The 17,257-nt window shown below is 46.0% G+C and carries 14 protein-coding genes; 8 read left to right on the forward strand and 6 right to left on the reverse strand.

Going from position 1 to position 17,257, the window contains the following annotated elements; translation table 11 throughout:
- Positions 1-57: 57 nt before the first annotated feature.
- The 5 genes from cybH to NC238_02735 all read right to left on the reverse strand — a co-directional run bounded on the left by cybH (position 58) and on the right by NC238_02735 (position 4,412).
- On the reverse strand, positions 58-681 hold the full coding sequence (gene cybH, locus NC238_02715; protein MCM1564868.1) for a Ni/Fe-hydrogenase, b-type cytochrome subunit: 624 nt from the start codon (positions 679-681) through the stop codon (positions 58-60).
- Positions 682-701: 20 nt separating this feature from the next.
- Positions 702-2,267, reverse strand: a complete 1,566-nt coding sequence (locus tag NC238_02720) for a nickel-dependent hydrogenase large subunit (GenBank protein ID MCM1564869.1) — start codon at positions 2,265-2,267, stop codon at positions 702-704.
- 3 nt (positions 2,268-2,270) lie between these two features.
- Positions 2,271-3,350 carry a hydrogenase small subunit gene (locus NC238_02725; protein MCM1564870.1) on the reverse strand — a complete coding sequence of 360 codons (1,080 nt, stop codon included), beginning with the start codon at positions 3,348-3,350 and terminating at the stop codon, positions 2,271-2,273.
- A 352-nt stretch (positions 3,351-3,702) separates the two neighbouring features.
- A complete protein-coding gene (locus NC238_02730) occupies positions 3,703-3,999 on the reverse strand; it encodes a DUF5668 domain-containing protein (protein ID MCM1564871.1) in 297 nt (98 codons plus the stop codon).
- Positions 3,999-4,412 (reverse strand): PspC domain-containing protein, encoded by a 414-nt coding sequence (locus NC238_02735; GenBank protein ID MCM1564872.1) that lies wholly within the window; start codon positions 4,410-4,412, stop codon positions 3,999-4,001. Before NC238_02735 ends, NC238_02730 begins: the two co-directional genes overlap by 1 nt.
- Before the next feature lie 340 nt (positions 4,413-4,752).
- On the opposite strand from NC238_02735, the gene NC238_02740 reads away from it, so the two are divergent.
- The 8 genes from NC238_02740 to NC238_02775 all read left to right on the forward strand — a co-directional run bounded on the left by NC238_02740 (position 4,753) and on the right by NC238_02775 (position 16,392).
- Complete coding sequence (locus NC238_02740; GenBank protein MCM1564873.1) at positions 4,753-8,985, forward strand: 2-hydroxyacyl-CoA dehydratase; 4,233 nt, start codon at positions 4,753-4,755, stop codon at positions 8,983-8,985.
- A 131-nt stretch (positions 8,986-9,116) separates the two neighbouring features.
- Positions 9,117-9,734: a DUF47 family protein gene (locus tag NC238_02745; GenBank protein ID MCM1564874.1), complete on the forward strand. Its 618-nt coding sequence runs from the start codon at positions 9,117-9,119 to the stop codon at positions 9,732-9,734.
- Positions 9,727-10,737, forward strand: a complete 1,011-nt coding sequence (locus NC238_02750; GenBank protein MCM1564875.1) for an inorganic phosphate transporter — start codon at positions 9,727-9,729, stop codon at positions 10,735-10,737. Before NC238_02745 ends, NC238_02750 begins: the two co-directional genes overlap by 8 nt.
- 244 nt (positions 10,738-10,981) lie before the next feature.
- A complete protein-coding gene (gene argF, locus NC238_02755) occupies positions 10,982-11,926 on the forward strand; it encodes an ornithine carbamoyltransferase (protein MCM1564876.1) in 945 nt (314 codons plus the stop codon).
- 26 nt (positions 11,927-11,952) lie between these two features.
- Positions 11,953-13,158, forward strand: coding sequence for an argininosuccinate synthase (locus tag NC238_02760; GenBank protein ID MCM1564877.1), 1,206 nt, complete (start codon positions 11,953-11,955; stop codon positions 13,156-13,158).
- 145 nt (positions 13,159-13,303) lie between these two features.
- Positions 13,304-14,686 carry an argininosuccinate lyase gene (argH, locus tag NC238_02765; GenBank protein ID MCM1564878.1) on the forward strand — a complete coding sequence of 461 codons (1,383 nt, stop codon included), beginning with the start codon at positions 13,304-13,306 and terminating at the stop codon, positions 14,684-14,686.
- 353 nt (positions 14,687-15,039) lie between these two features.
- Positions 15,040-15,813: an NAD(+) synthase gene (gene nadE / locus NC238_02770; protein ID MCM1564879.1), complete on the forward strand. Its 774-nt coding sequence runs from the start codon at positions 15,040-15,042 to the stop codon at positions 15,811-15,813.
- Positions 15,814-16,392: a hypothetical protein gene (locus NC238_02775; GenBank protein MCM1564880.1), complete on the forward strand. Its 579-nt coding sequence runs from the start codon at positions 15,814-15,816 to the stop codon at positions 16,390-16,392.
- Positions 16,393-16,450: 58 nt separating this feature from the next.
- Here the strand turns inward: NC238_02775 and NC238_02780 are convergent, their stop codons facing one another.
- Entirely contained in the window at positions 16,451-17,218 is a 768-nt protein-coding gene (locus NC238_02780) for a M15 family metallopeptidase (GenBank protein ID MCM1564881.1), read from the reverse strand.
- Positions 17,219-17,257: the final 39 nt, after the last annotated feature.

Consider the following 17,257-nt stretch of genomic DNA (forward strand, 5'->3'; position numbering starts at 1 on the left):
GACTTGGTACTAACTTTACTTTTAGTGGTAATAATGCTTAGTACAATTTTTAGCGTATCAGCTCTTCACAGCTGTCTGATCTGTCTTTCCTGCTTTTTGTTTTTCTCTCTTACCGGTCTTACCGAAAAACATCAAGCCAAGCTGATCCATAGCTTCGGTAAACACCAGATAAAGGTGGGCAACGATGAACAGGATTAAGACCCACATACAAACATAGTGAAGACCTCTGACAGCTGCCAGGCTTCCGAGGGCTTCGGTAGCTCCCGGGAACTTCATCGGCAGATACAGGATGATTCCGGTAATCGCCTGAAACGCGATAAGAAACGGAATAGCAATATATGCTAATTTCTGCATCGGATTGTACTTGCCGGTTTTTGGATGTTCCTTGCTGATAAACAGATAGTATTTGATCTGAGGGATAAAGGTCTTCAGATCGAGCTTGTTAAGGAAAAACTCCTTGTAATCTTTATGTTTGCCGAAAAAGGAGTAGTACAAACGTACAATCCCGTTAATCACCAAAATATACATAAAGATAAAGTGAAGATTCCTAACAACGTTCATATTGATTCCCTGAGCCGGTGAGTGGATGATAAAGCCGGTCGGGATCAAAATCGCAAAAGAAATTAAGTTGATCCAGTGGGTGATCCGTTGAAACAACGGATGATCAGACGCTTTGACCATTTTACGTTCCCTCTCTTTCCTTAGAAGCCAATATGGTATTTCTTGATTTCGTTGCTTTTCGGATCGATTAGGTGAATTGCACAAGCCAGACACGGGTCATAGGAACGGATTACACGGACTACATTAATCGGATTGTCCGGATCCGGTACCGGTACCCCGATCATGGATTTGTCAACCGGGCCTAAAACGCCGTTTCCATCTATCGGTGAAAAGTTCCAAGTCGAGGGGACGACCATTTGGTAATTTGATGTTTTATGGTCTTCAACTTTAATCCAGTGGCCGAGCGACCCGCGGGCAACCTCAATCAAGCCTGCGCCCTGACCGCTTTCGGGGATTTCCCAATGATCGGTATCATGGATCTTAAAGTTCGACTTGCCCATTTCGGCAATGAGGGAATCGACCCATTCGAGCATTTTCTTAGCCATAAGAATGGTTTCCACCGCCCGGGCGGCATGACGGGCAACAGCGCCGGGTTTGATGCTGTATTTCGTAATAACGTCCATAAGCACTTTCGGCTGCATGACGAGCATACGGGCGAGCGGTCCGACTTCCATCGGTTTGCCTTCATAGCGCGGTGCTTTGACATAGGTATAGGCGTCCTTCTTATCCAAGTCAATAACCGTGTCTTCCTCATAAGGAGTTCTGCCTTTGTCGCTCTTGTACCAGGCATGCGTGATATCTTCCGTGATTTTGTCGATGCTGAACGGATGAACGGTCGCCAGGTTATTGTCGAGAATGATACCCGATGTAAATAACAAGTCTTTCCCTTCTGCATCTCCGGCAAAGCCGCCATAAGACATGTAATTGCCATGACTGCCGCCAACGCCGGCCTGGGCTAGAGGCAGAAGCGGCCCGGTTCCGAAGGTCAGGACATCCTGGAGGTAGACATTTTCAACGAAGGCGATCTGCTCCATCAGCATAGAACGGTATTGAAAGACTTGCTCCAGTGTCGGCAGTATCGTGACGCCGCCAACTACGATCGAGGATTGGTGCGGTTGTTTGCCGGCAAATATTGCGGACATTTTCTTGGCTTTTGCCTGCATTTCCAAGGCTTTCAGGTAATGCGCAACAGCCATCGTAACAAGTTCAGGATCGTTGACACAATATTGATCGGGGTTGTAACGCGGCGTCAGAGGCGCTGTATCGTTAGCTGCAACCAGTTTCAAAATTTTGTCCTTAACGCCCTTCAAGCCAGCATCATTGCCTTTGTATTGGGCAATCGCCATGACATCCAAATAATCCAGAGCAGACAGATGATAGAAATGGAGCGGGTGGTCATGCAAGAGCGTTGCGCCGTAAATCAGATTCCGAATAAGGCGGCCGCCGTAGGGGACTTCAGCACCAAAAGCGGCGTCCAAAGCCAGCGCGGAAGCTAAGCCATGTACTGTTGAGCAAACGCCGCAGGCACGTTCTGTAACATAACTGGCATCTCTGGGATCGCGACCGACAACCAGGTTTTCAAGACCCCTGTACATGGTGCCTATGACACGGGAGTTAGAGACGAAACCATTTTCGATCTCTACTTCTATTTTCAAGTGGCCTTCAATACGGGTAATTGGATCAATGACAATTTTTTGTGCAGACATTCCTTACTCCTCCTCATGTCCATGGTCTTTTTTGCCTAAACGGCCTGTTGCTGCCGTAGCTGCGAGATGAACAGCAACGCCTGCTACAGCAACGCCTCCGATAACCTTACCGGCTGTATCGACATTGATCGGCCCAGTGCCGGGAAGTTCAAAGATTTCCTGTTTGTCATAAAGAGGGCTAAAGACTTTAAAGAATCCTGCCTCTGAACAGCCGGAACACGGTGAACCGGCGTTGATGCAGAAGTTGGTATTGTCGTTGTACCAAACCTGTGCGCAGTCGGTATACGTCTTCGGGCCTTTGCAGCCTTTCAGGATTAGACAATAGTCTTTTTGGGCCGGATCGTTCCAGTCTTTCAGATAATTTCCGGCTTCAAATTGTCCGCGGCGCGGGCAGTTGTCATGAAGCAGCTTACCGTAGAAAACGACCGGCCGGGCCTGATCATCGAGCGGCGGAACCGTACCATAGGTCAAGTAGTAAACAATCGTTCCGAGCATGGTGGCCGGTTTGACCGGACAGCATGGAAGATTGATGACAGGAGTTGAAATGTTGTTTTGTTTCAACAGTTCACGGACGCCGACAGCGTCAACCTCACAGGCTCCGGGAATTCCGGCGCCATCGGTTGCGCAGCTGCCGACAGCAATAATGGCTTTAGCTTTCTTGGAAGCTTCCAGGACGGTTTCCCGGAAAGGTTTGCCGCCCACCATGCAATACCTGTCTTCCTTTGAGGGAATAGCTCCTTCGACGACGAGCACAAAGTTTTCTTTCAGGGCCTCCAGATAAGCTTCCTCGGCCTTATAGCCGGAAGCTGCCATAATGGTCTCATGATAACGGATCGAAAGCATATCCAGGACCACTTCAGCCGCTGACGGATTCAGTGTTGCCAAAAGTGACTCGGAACAGCCTGTGCATTCCATTCCATGAAGCCAGATTACCGGCGGTTTTTCCAAGGCAGTCTCAACAGCCTGAGTGACCTTGGGAGATACTGCAGCAGGGAGACCCAAAGCTGCCGTAGTCGCAGCCATCAATTTCAAAAAGCCGCGTCGGGATACTCCTCTTGCTGCCAGAGCATCAAATGTGTTCATTCTGCAATTCCTCCTCCACATGTCCAAAAAATAAAATTCTTACTTAAATATAAAATAGGATAAAAATTATAAATATTTAGATAATACATTTTCGTAAAAATATATTATTGCAGTGAGCAATATACCGAAAAAAATCATCCAAATATATATAAAGTTTATCTATTTTCCAAATTAATAAATGCAAGAAGCGTGCCAAAATATAAAACGGCTGAAAAGTTTGCAATAAGCCAACACGAAAAAGTCATAGCTAGATCAAAATTATTAAAATAGACAAAATATTTATCTTTCTGATACAGATTGTATCATCTGGAGAGACAAAAGGCCTTCAAAAAACAACTTAAGGTCAATGTAATCAGTAAAGATGTTCTTGCAATTTAAATTCCGGGTAATTCAAAGTGCCGTTATTCATTCCATAAATACCATAAAACATGATACAGATGACGATAATGATCCAAACAATCATTTTCATCATGGAGTTCTTGTTAATCAATAAACTGACACCGGCACCAATCAATAGCAGAGGCCAGAGCTTCCTGAGTGATAGGAAAAAAGTCCCGATGATCGAAAACGAAAAAACATCAAGATTACTAAGGAGCCAGATTACACCGACCAGAATGATCACCGCACCCAGGGCAATGTTTTTTTTCATCAATGATCTCTCCTCGCAAACAATACGTAAACGCCAACGGCAATCAAACCTATGGGTAGCAGGATGTCAATGTCGAACCAGTCGAAGAGTCTGTCTGACAAAAATACAGTACCAACAATGATCAGCGAAATGCCAAATACTTTAAGGCTTTTGTCCTTATTGATGGCCTGATTATGATCATTATTTGGAATATCTGCCGAGTCGGCATAGTTCTGAGAACTGCCGAATGAGCCAAAAGGTTTTTGAGGAATCACTACCCAGCAGACGAGATAGGCAAGAATTCCGATCCCAGCAAAAAATGCGAGCAGCCAGATAATCCGTACAATCGTAGGATCTATTTCAAAATATTCCGCAATTCCAGAGCAGACCCCTGCAATCACTTTGTTTTGAGACCGATAGATTTGTTTACCCATGACCCATCCCCCTTAATCCAATTCAAAAGGAACTTCCTTGATGATTTAGCTTTTTCACGGAATCGAAAAGTCATTTTTTCATAAATCTATGGATTCTCATCATTTATATTCCAGCGGTTCTATTTTGAGAGCTCCATCTGTTCTGGGTAATAATATTCCATTGTGATTTCATAAGACTATATTAACACGAAGGACAGAATGTGGGTAGAAAAATTTATATTATTTTTCTAATAACTTCAGACGGTAAGGTAGACAATGAATAATAACCCCCTCAGATGGAAAAATAATTCTGCTGAATTTGTTTGAGGGGGAATGTAATCTGGATTCGCATCATCACAGAATCACTGACAAAGATAAGAATAACCTTCATGTTGGGATAGACATAGGTTCCACCACTGTTAAAATCGCTGTCTTAAATAAGGAAGGCGTTCTGTTGTTCAGCCGGTATACCCGGCATTATTCGGATATCTGGAGCACGTTGCAAAGGCTGGTGGCTGAAGCCGGTCAGAAATATGCGGCATTTTCGCTGACGGTAGCAATTACAGGTTCAGGCGGACTGGCTGTGGCTGAACATCTGGACATTTCATTTATTCAGGAGGTCATTGCCGGAAGCAAAGCAGTGGATCGTTATCTGCCAGGAACGGATGTTGTCATTGAGCTTGGCGGAGAAGATGCCAAGATAACCTTTTTTGACAAGGGGTTTGATCAGCGGATGAACGGGATCTGTGCGGGAGGAACCGGTGCTTTTATTGATCAAATGGCTGTCCTGTTAAAGACGGATGCGGCTGGTCTGGATGCGCTGGCTGCCCATAGCCGGGTCATCTATCCGATTGCCGCCCGATGCGGGGTTTTTGCCAAAACGGATATTCAACCTCTCTTAAATGAAGGAGTCCGCAAGGAGGACATTGCAGCTTCGATCTTTCAGGCGGTTGTAAATCAGACCATCGGAGGGCTTGCCTGCGGACATAAAATTAAAGGGAAAGTTGGCTTCCTCGGAGGACCACTTCACTTCCTGCCGCAGCTGCGAGTTCGGTTTCAGGAAACGTTGGGGCTGAAGGATGAAGATATGATTGTGCCGGGAAATTCCGAAGTTTATGTAGCTATCGGAGCGGCCCTCGCCTCTGCTCAGGATAAAGATATTACATTTGAACAGCTTGGTCAAAAATTGAAAACAGACAAAAAAAAGCTTCAGTATGAAACAGCTAGACTTGATCCTCTTTTTGCAGATGAAGAGGAATACCGCGCGTTTGTAAGGCGGCATGCCCAAAATATTGTCAGCACAAATCAGCTGGAGATGTACCAGGGCCAATGTTTTTTAGGTCTGGATGTAGGATCTACCACGACAAAAGCTGTTTTGATCGATCCGCAAGGCGCCCTTCTTTATTCCGCCTATACTAATAATGAAGGCAACCCTTTGGCTTCAGCAGTCAATATTCTGAAAGAACTGTACAGCAGGCTCCCGGAAAACACGAAAATTGCTTATTCTGCCGTGACTGGCTACGGAGAAAAACTGACTCAGGCAGCTCTTTTTTTTGATATGGGGGAAGTCGAGACCATTGCTCATTACACAGCTGCCAATCATTTTCTGCCTGGAGTCAACCTGATTCTGGACATCGGCGGACAGGATATGAAATGCCTCAAAGTAAAAAACGGTGTAATTGAAAATATTATGCTAAATGAAGCCTGTTCATCCGGCTGCGGTTCTTTTATTGAAACATTTGCGAGGTCACTGGAAATGAATGTGGCGGATTTTGCCCGCAAAGGACTTTTGGCTCAAAATCCTGCCGATTTAGGATCGAGATGTACCGTTTTCATGAATTCCAAAGTAAAACAGGCCCAAAAAGAAGGCATGACGGTCGCGGATATTTCGGCAGGATTATCCTACTCCGTGATCAAAAACGCGCTCTATAAAGTAATTAAGTTAAAAAGCTCTGAGGAATTTGGTGAAAAGGTTATTGTCCAGGGAGGGACTTTCTTGAATGATGCTGTGGTTCGCAGCCTGGAACGGACCATTGGCCGAGAAGTCGTCCGTCCGGACATTGCCGGCCTCATGGGTGCCTTTGGTGCGGCCCTCTTGGCCGGGAACGCCTGGCGGGAGGGAGTGGTTACGTCGCTGCTTTCCCCAGATCAAATCAATAACTTTTCGGTGGAAGTCAGCGCAGCCCGCTGCGAAAACTGTCAGAACCACTGTTTACTTACGGTCAACTGTTTCGGTGACGGGCGCAGGCACATTACAGGAAACCGCTGTGAAAAAGGATCGGAACGCGATCAAACAGATGAAATTCCGGATCTCTATGCCTATAAACTGAACAGGATCTTTCATTATACGCCGCTGGCCAAAGAAAAAGCAGTCAGAGGAACCATCGGGATCCCAAGGGTTTTAAATATGTTCGAGAATTATCCTTTTTGGTTTACCTTTTTCACCCGTCTTGGTTTCCGGGTCGAGCTGTCGCCGGTTTCCACCCGGAAGGTTTATGAGGCGGGCATGGAGACAATTTCTTCCGATACCGTTTGTTATCCTGCCAAACTTGTTCACGGTCATATCGTGTCATTGATTAAACAAGGCGTGAAACTCATATTTTATCCCTGCATACCGAAGGAGAGAAAAGAAATAGCCGGGGCGGACAACTGCTTTAATTGCCCGGTAATCAACGCTTATCCGGAAGTGATCAAAGCCAACATGGACGAGTTGAAGCAAAGCGGTGTCCAATTCTGGAATCCTTTTCTGCCGTATGAAGATAAAAAAAAGCTTAGTAAGAGATTGTATGAAGAACTGAAACATTCAGGCATTACCCTTGCAGAAATCATCCAGGCCGTCGACGTAGCCTGGAATGAAGATCTGAATTTCAAACGGGATATCCGCAAAAAAGGAGAAGAGGTCTTGCAATGGCTTGCAGAAACAGGAAATCGCGGGATTGTCCTTTCCGGCAGGCCTTACCATCTGGATCAGGAAGTTAACCACGGCATACCTAAAGTCATCACGGCCCTCGGAATGGCAGTGCTTACAGAGGATTCGGTAGCCCATCTCGGAAAAGTCATCAGGCCACTCCGGGTTCTGGACCAGTGGATGTATCATTCCCGACTTTACGAAGCAGCAGATTTTGTTGCCGGAAGACCGGAGCTAGAGCTTGTCCAGTTAAACTCATTCGGCTGCGGGCCGGATTCGATTGCTGCGGAACAAGCCCAGGAAATTTTACATAAAGCCGGTAAAATCTATACCATGATTAAAATAGATGAGGTCAGCAATCTGGGTGCAGTCAGAATAAGGCTTCGCTCGCTTAAAGCTGCGATGGATGCCAGAATAAAACATGATCATCCTATAGAGGGCCCGGCAAAGGGGCCAAATGCCGTTCATAGACCAATATTTACCAAGGAAATGCGTAAAACACATACCATTCTTGCTCCGCAGATGGCGCCGATCCATTTTGAATTTGCCCAGGAGGTCGCCCGTTCGGAGGGGTACCGTTTTGAAGTACTGGCTATAGTTGAAAAAGAGGATATTGAAGAAGGCTTGAAATATGTTAACAATGATTCCTGTTACCCTTCGGTTATTATTATCGGGCAGCTGTTAAGGGCGTTAAAATCCGGAAGATACGATCTGAACAACACCTCGGTCATTATAACCCAGACTGGGGGACCCTGCCGGGCCAGCAATTATTTGGGGCTATTAAAGAAAGCGCTTCAGGTCTCAGGACTGGAGCACATTCCGATACTCTCGCTTAATGTCGCAGGCTTGGAGAAAAACCCCGGATTTAAGTTAACAGTCTCCATGGCGGTTAAAGCAATCATGGCCATGCTCTACGGAGACCTGCTGATGAAGGTTTTCTACCGGGTAAGGCCTTATGAAACAAATGCGGGAACAGCGGATCAGCTTCTGAGAAAGTGGATAGATATCTGCAAGATCAATGTTGCCAATGGAGACCGCAGCTTATTTCGTGAAAATCTGAAGGGAATTGTTCAGGACTTTGAAAATATTGAGATTATTCAGCAGAGAAAACCACGGGTTGGACTGGTCGGGGAGATCCTCGTAAAATTTCACCCTGCGGCGAATAACAACATGGCCGAGTTTATTGAGAAAGAAGGTGCAGAAATGGTAGTTCCGGGATTGATGGAGTTTTTCCTTTACTGCTGCTACGGGAAGGAATTTAACTACAGATATCTTGCCGGTAAGCGATCTTCCAGAGTCATCGGAAATCTGTTGGTCAAGTATACGGAAAGCTATCGTGAAGATTTAAGGGCTGCCTTAAAGAATAGTAAAAGATTCGATATCCCGCCGACGATTCAGGAGATGGCGGAAAGTGTCAAACCATTCCTTTCCCTGGGCAACCAAACCGGAGAGGGTTGGCTGCTGACTGCGGAAATGGTGGAACTAATCAAAAGTGGCGCCAATAATATTATCTGCATGCAGCCGTTTGCCTGTCTGCCAAATCATATTACCGGCAAAGGAATGATTAAGACCCTGAAAGATCAGTATCCCCAAACCAATATCGTTGCCGTGGATTATGATCCCGGAGCCAGTGAAGTGAACCAGATCAACCGGATTAAGCTGATGCTGGAGAGAGCTTTTGGCTGAATCTTTCGGTCTATTCTACCTATTGTTTTAAGTGCCTGTTTTTATAAATTTAAGTATCTTATCCTCGGCCCTTGTGCTAATATAGTGTGGGAAGATTTCACCAGGTTATGATAAAGGAGGAGGTAAAGACTGTGTCAAAAAAAGAAAACGACTTTTTTGTACTTATGAAGGAAAACGCGCAGCTTATTTGCGAAAGCTCGCTGGTATTAAAAGAAGCAGTTAAGGATCCTACCACTTTCCCGGTTAAGATGAAGGAACTCATTGATTTGGAACACCGTGCCGACGACATCACCAACAAGATCATTGATAACCTGAATAAGACACTGGTGACGCCAATGGACAGGGAAGACCTCTACTCGTTGGCGACAAACATGGATGATATCATTGACTTTATTCAAGGTGCCTTGGAACGGATGATTATGTATAAAGCGACGCCGCCCCACTCCGGGGTTGAGGAGCTGATTCGGGTTCTGGATGACTGTATTCATATTATTAAAATATCTGTGGACAACCTTCCCAATATTCGCACCAAATTAAATCTTATTCTTGAAAACACAGAAAAAATTCATAAACTGGAAAGCGAGGGAGATCGTTTATACCGGAGTGAAGTAGGCAAGCTGTTTGAAAATGAAAGCAATCCGATTGAAATCATTAAATGGAAAGAAATACTGGAACATCTGGAAGACGCCACGGACCGTTGTGAAGATCTTGCGCTTGTAATAAAAGGGGTCGTATTAAAATATGTCTAGTCTGCATATTGCATTATTCGTTGTCGTACTATTTGCGTTGGCATTTGATTTTATCAACGGATTTCATGATACTGCCAATGCCATAGCCACTTCGGTTTCGACAAGAGCGCTTACGCCAAGAACCGCAATCATTATGGCCGCGGTACTCAATTTTATCGGCGCGATGTACAGCACAGGGGTTGCCAAGACCATTGCAAAGGACATTGTCGATGTGAACAGTGTTACTTCCGAAGTGATGATCGCCGCACTGATCGGAGCGATTTTCTGGAATCTTTTGACATGGTATTTTGGTATTCCGAGCAGTTCTTCCCACGCAATTATTGGGGGAATCCTCGGAGCCGGGATCGCTGCAGCGGGACTCGGTGTTGTCCAGGGGGCCGGCATCAAGAAAATTATCTTGGCGCTGCTGTGCTCGCCGCTCGTCGGCATGGGACTCGGTTATCTGATCATGACCATTCTATATTACCTGTTCCGCAATAAAGCGCCGATGAAAACGAACAGTATCTTCCGGAGGCTGCAGATGGTTTCAGCCGCACTCCTTGCGTTTAACCATGGTTCCAATGACGCACAGAAATCCATGGGTATTATCACGCTGGCGCTTGTCGCCGTTGGGGTACAGTCGACAATGGATGTTCCGCTCTGGGTAAAGCTCCTGTGCGGATTAGCCATTGCTTGTGGTACAGCAGTGGGTGGTTGGAGAATCATTCATACCCTTGGTGCTAAAATCTTTAAAATTGAGCCGATCAACGGATTTGCCGCAGATTTGTCATCCTCGATCGTTATCTGGGTAGCGACGGCGTTTCCGGGTCTCCATCTGCCGGTCAGTACCACGCACGTGGTATCCGGTTCCATTATGGGAGTAGGCGCAGCCAAACGTATTTCGGCCGTGCGCTGGGGCGTTGCGCAGCAGATGCTGATTGCCTGGTGTCTGACGATTCCTTCCACAGCAATCGTCGCAGCTCTGTCTTATCATCTGATTACACTCGTGGAGAGAATTCTCTGATCAAATATTCTAACGTAAGATACTGGTATTCTGCATCTTATGTCGAACAGATTCCAGCTGACGTTATAGATGCTTTTGAACAAGCAGGTAAATAGACCGTGGATTCAGTCTTCTTTTAATCCTCAGGAGGGTAAAGGTTACTCGTCTGGGGATAGCTTCTTTTTCATCAGGGCTATTGAATAATTATGCATGATGAGGTATAATAATGCAATATTGCGTATTATTGAGATGAAGGAGAATAATGATGGTTCAATTAAACAAAGACAAGTTTAAAGGCAGAGATTTTATTACACTGAATGCTTTCACAGCAGAAGAAATCTCATATATGGTTGACGTCGCCATGGAATTGAAGGCTGAGAGAAATGCCGGGATTTCCCACCCTGTCCTGCAGGGAAAGGTTTTGGCGATGATCTTTACCAAATCTTCGACGAGAACCAGAGTGGCATTTGAGGCCGGTATTTATCAGCTTGGCGGCTCCGGAATGTTCCTGAGCGCCCGCGATATCCAGCTGGGCCGCGGTGAACCGATCCAGGATACAGCAAGGGTCTTGTCCAGGATGGTCGACGGCATTATGATCAGAACGTTCAGCCACCAGGAGGTTCTCGATCTTGCCGAGCATTCCTCCGTGCCGGTTATCAATGGCCTGAGCGATTTTCTGCATCCGACACAGATTCTGGCTGACCTTTTGACTATTAAAGAAACAAAAGGCAAGATTCAGGGACTGAAATTAACCTATATCGGTGACAGCAATAATGTGGCAAATTCCCTGCTGCTTGGCGGCAGCAAGATGGGCATGAACATTGTGATTGCCTCACCTCAGGGATACCAGCCGGTTCCGGAAATTATGGATCTGGCTTGGAAGAATGCATCTCTCAGCGGAAGTACGGTGCAGGTCGTCGAAGATCCTGTGGCGGCTGCCAGGGGAGCGGATATTCTCTATACCGATGTCTGGGCCAGTATGGGACAAGAAGAAGAAAGCGAAATCAGGAAGAAAATTTTTGCGCCGTACCAGATCAATGACGAGGTGCTTGGGGCAGCTCATCCTGAAGCGATCGTCATGCACTGTCTGCCTGCCCACCGCGGAGAAGAGATCACCGACAAAGTGATTGAAGGTCCTCAATCCGTGGTATTCCAGGAGGCTGAAAACCGGCTTCATGCCCATAAAGCGATTATGGCGCTGGTCATGTAATAATTATAAAATAAAGGAGACAGCGTATGGCTAAAGTAGTACTTGCCTATTCAGGCGGACTGGATACGTCCATCATTATTCCATGGCTGAAAGAAAACTATGGCTATGAGGTTGTCGCGATGGCGGCAGATTTGGGACAGGGAGAGGAACTGGAACCTCTTCATGAGAAGGCTGCTAAAACCGGAGCCACCAAATTGTATATTGAAGATTTGAGAGAAGAATTCATTACGGATTTCATTTATCCGACACTTCAGGCTGGAGCCGTGTATGAAGGCAAATATCTTCTGGGAACATCCTTTGCGCGTCCGCTTATTGCCAGAAGGCTTGTGGAGATTGCCGAAAAAGAAGGCGCAGTTGCTGTTGCGCATGGCGCGACAGGGAAAGGCAACGATCAGGTCCGCTTTGAACTGGCTGTCAAAGCACTGAATCCTGATCTGAAAATTATTGCTCCGTGGAGAGAGTGGGACATCAAATCGCGGGATGATGCGATTGATTATGCCAAAGAACGCGGAATCCCTATCCCGGTTACCAAGGACAGACCGTACAGCATGGACCGTAACCTGTGGCATTTAAGCCATGAAGGTGGTGACCTCGAGGATCCCTGGAATGAACCGAAGGATGATCTCTATCTACTCGGGGTTTCTCCGATGCAGGCGCCGGACCAGGCCGCGTATGTGCTGATCAATTTTGAGAAGGGCATACCGGTCGCTGTCGATGGAGAGAAGCTTGCACCGATTCAGCTGATCGAGAAATTGAATGCCCTGGGCGGTAAGAATGGGATCGGGATTGTCGACATGGTCGAAAACAGGCTTGTCGGGATGAAGTCGCGCGGGGTATATGAGACCCCCGGCGGGACAATTCTCTATGCCGCGCATCAGGCGCTGGAACTGTTGACCCTTGACCGTCAGACCCTGCATTATAAGGAACAAATTGCGCTGAAATATGCGGAGATGGTCTACGATGGTGTCTGGTATTCACCGCTGAGAGAAGCACTCGATGCGTTTGTAAAAGTTACACAGAAAAATGTTACCGGAACCGTCAGGATGAGACTGTATAAAGGAAACTGTACACCGGTAGGGATAAAATCCCCTTATTCACTGTATAATGAAGAATTCGCAACGTTTGGCGAAGATGCAGTCTACAACCAGAAAGACGCAGAAGGCTTTATTAATCTGTTTGGACTGCCTCTTAAAGTCCGCGCTTTAATGGAGAGAAAATCAGGCTTACGTTAATCATGATACGCAACGGTGCGCGAGCATAGATTTGCGGGCATAGAACACAAGGATGTCAATTGTCTAAGCACATTGCGCATTCTTGTGTTCTGTCATATTGTTGCGTTATACTATACTTAATTTTGATTCGGAAGGAGTTAAATCAATGAAACTTTGGGGAGGACGTTTTGAGAAAGACACCGATTCCCTGGTCGAAGATTTCCACTCATCGATCTCATTCGACCGGCGCCTCTATAAATTTGATATTATGGGCAGCATCGCTCATGCCGGAATGCTCGGCAAAATAGGTATCCTGTCAGCCGAAGAAACGGAGAAAATAATAGGGGGACTGGAATGCATTCTGGCGGATATTCAGGCGGGAAGGGTTGAATTTGAAGTCGGAGCCGAAGACATCCATATGAACGTTGAGAAACTACTTACGGAGAGAATCGGTGATGCCGGTAAAAAGCTCCATACCGGCCGCAGCCGGAATGATCAGGTTGCGCTGGATTTTCGGCTGTTCTTAAGAGAAGAAATCGACAACACCAAAGATCTCCTCACTGCGCTGCTGGAAACCTTGCTTGACTTGTGTTCCAAACATCTTAAGACTTGGATGCCCGGATATACCCATCTGCAAAAGGCCCAGCCGATCACCCTGAGCCATCATCTTATGGCCTATGTCCAAATGTTTTTGCGCGATCTGGGACGGTTCGGAGATACTCGCAAGAGACTGAACCTCTCCCCGCTCGGATCGGGCGCGCTGGCGGGTACGACCTTTGCTTTGCGTCGGGAAGAAGTAGCTGCTGAACTGAATTTTGACGGCGTCACGCTCAACAGTTTAGACGGCGTCAGCGATAGAGATTTTGCTTTGGAATTCCTGGCAGCGGCATCTATCATGATGATGCATCTGAGCAGGCTGTGTGAAGAACTGATCATCTGGTCGAGCGGCGAATTCTGTTTCGTTTCGATTGATGATGCCTATGCCACCGGATCGAGTATTATGCCGCAGAAGAAAAATCCTGATGTCGCAGAACTCGTCAGAGGGAAAACCGGCAGGGTGTATGGGGATCTCATAACACTGCTCACCGTTATGAAAGGACTTCCTCTGGCTTATAACAAAGATATGCAGGAAGACAAGGAATGTGTGTTTGATGCTGTGGACACCATCCAAAAATCGCTGCTGGTCATCCGACCGATGCTGGCTACCATGAAAGTGAATGCCGATATTATGGCAAGGGAAGCTAAGAAGGGCTTTACCAATGCCACAGATTTGGCTGATTATCTGGCTAAGAAGAATGTTCCTTTCCGCGAAGCCCATGCGATTGTGGGCAGGCTGGTACTGGAATGTTCCCACAGGGGTTGTTCGTTGGAGGATCTGACGCTGGAAGAACTGAAAACAGTATCCGAATTCTTCGAGGAAGATCTTTATGAGGCTATTTCTCTTCAAACCTGCGTTCAGAAGAGGAGCGTTACCGGAGGTCCTGCACCGGAGGTTGTTCAGACAGCGATACAGTTTAGTAAAGAAAATCTGGATCAACTCAGGTGGTAAAAAACAATTAAGAAAACAATCAAGTGTAAATTTAGCACGAATAATGGTACATTTTGCTGCCTTCAGAGTATTAATCAAGAAATTTTAAGAATATGTTAAGAATATGTAATTAGAATGTAAAAATTGTGAAAATAACAAATAGCCGGCGATGCTGAAATGACGGTACATAGCAAAGAATGCTGACAGAATCCAACGGTCATCTTAAAATTTTGTGGATAAAAATGTGGATATTGTGGATTAAGTTAAAAGAATGGGTTTTAAAAAAATATAAAATTTAAATTTTATGTCTAAACTTTTGATAAATATTTGAATGATCATTAAACTATTGTGAAATAAAAAAGGAGGCCGTACCGGTGTGGAGTACTGAAGAAATACTGGAACGCCAAAAGCAGGTTGTGGAATGGCTGCGCGAGAAAAACACTGAGGCAAATACCAAAGGTTTGGTCTGCGGAATTTCCGGCGGTGTAGATTCTGCGGTGGTGGCAGCTTTATGCAAAAAAGCATTTCCTGATTACTGCCTTGGTGTGATCATGCCATGCCAATCAAATCCTGCGGATCGCGAGGATGCCTATTTGATTGCAGAGACCCTTGGGATGGAAGTGATCGAGATTGATCTCGGGGAAGCGCATGCAGCCATTTATGACCAGATGAAGACCGCTTTAAAAGCTAATCAGACGCCTCTGAATATTCAGCAAGCAGGACAAGGGAACCTTAAAGCACGGCTCCGTATGTCTACGCTGTATACGGTAGCCAATATCAGGGAGTATCTGGTTGTCGGGACAGACAATGCCCCTGAGAGCTATACCGGATATTTTACGAAATATGGGGATGGCGGCGTGGACCTCCTGCCGATCAGCTCACTTACCAAGACGGAAGTAAGAGCCTGGGCAAGGGCACTGGGCCTGCCGGAAAAAATAGCTTCCAGAACACCGACTGCTGGTCTTTGGCAGGGACAGACCGATGAGGGAGAGATGGGTTTTTCCTATGATCTTATCGATAAATATCTTTTGGGAGAAAAGATTCCTGACGATGTTGTCGCCAAAATCGAAAGACTGCATAAAATGAGTGAGCATAAACGGCAATTGCCCCCAACCATCGAATTAGAAAAACCGGAGAGGTTGGATTAGATGAAACTACGGATCGGATTAGATATAGACGGCGTCGTCGCGGACAGTTTTCCTGTGTTCACAGAAGAACTCAACAGGCAATACGGCAAAAATATTATGGAAATTGACAATGATGATATGTCGAAAATCTACGACGTTGACTGGAATGAACTTGACACCTTTTTTGACAAAAATATGGAAGTTCTCTTCTCAACACCGGAGCCGGTCAAAGGGTCAGTCGAGAGCATCGTTTCCTTAACAGAAGCAGGGCATGAAATCATTTATGTGACAGCCAGAAAGCCGGGAGCTGAGGAACTAATCACAAAAAAATGGCTTGAAGAAAAACAAATCCCCCCGGGTGAAAAGATATTCACAGGGGGGCTTAGCAAGACCATTGCGGTCAAGGAACACGGTATTGATGTGTTCGTCGATGACTTTATTTCCAATTCAGTGGAGATCGTTTCCATGGGCATTCCGGTGCTACTGATGGATGCGCCTTATAACCGCGGAAATCTTCCGGAAGGTGTCATCCGCTGTTATGACTGGAATGACGTTGTATGTCATATTGAGCAATTCAGCAGGAACGGTATTCGCCGGTGAAGAATATTTTTTTACTTAACGCGCGTGCCATATCTATGCAAGTTTACGAATAATAAGATCAAATCTTGAAGAACAGGTATTCCTCGTAAGTGAGATGCTGTTCATAGAGTTTCGTGGCCAGGTCTTGTCCGATATAGCGAAGATGCCAAGGTTCGTAGGTATATTCCGTCAGGTATTCTTTGCCCTTCGGGTAGCGGATGATAAAACCGAAACGATGAGCGTTATCTTTCAGCCAGACATATTCGTCCGTATCTCCAAATGTCTCTTCCAGACCGAAGTTAACGCTCTGGCAGGATACATCCATTGCCAGGCCGGTTTGGTGTTCACTTTCACCGGGTCTCGCACTGATTTGGTTGGCTTTTTCCTCGGTTCCGTACCGCCGGGTAAAACTCGCAAATAAATCCTGCTGCGTTTGATAGGAGCGGTAGCCTGATACACCATAAAGTATTACACCATTTTCTTTCGCAGCAGAAAATAATTCCTCGAGCTTCGCAGCAGCTTCCTGACGCAGCATTCTTTTCTCAGCTTTTTCCTCAAAAGTAAAAGAAATGTTGACTTCAACCAGATCCGGTGGAACATAATCGGAGGGAAGCTGATTTTGTTTATTCACTAAAACAGCGATGCTGGCAACATCGTGATAATTTATCGCCTCCTTACTCGCAGCGCCGATTCTTAGCATAAAGGTATCAATCGGAACGTTTTCTGCGGATGTTTGCGAACCCTGAGAATCAGGGGAAGCATCAGGAATGCTCATTTGAATACAACCGCTTATGAAAAAAATCCCAAATAGAATGACAAGCAAAGAAAAAATCAACTTATTTTTCATCGGTTTCTCCTGTATGAATCATTGAAGTTACTCAGCGGT

This window comes from Dehalobacter sp. (genome assembly GCA_023667845.1).
Lineage (GTDB): Bacteria > Bacillota > Desulfitobacteriia > Desulfitobacteriales > Syntrophobotulaceae > Dehalobacter.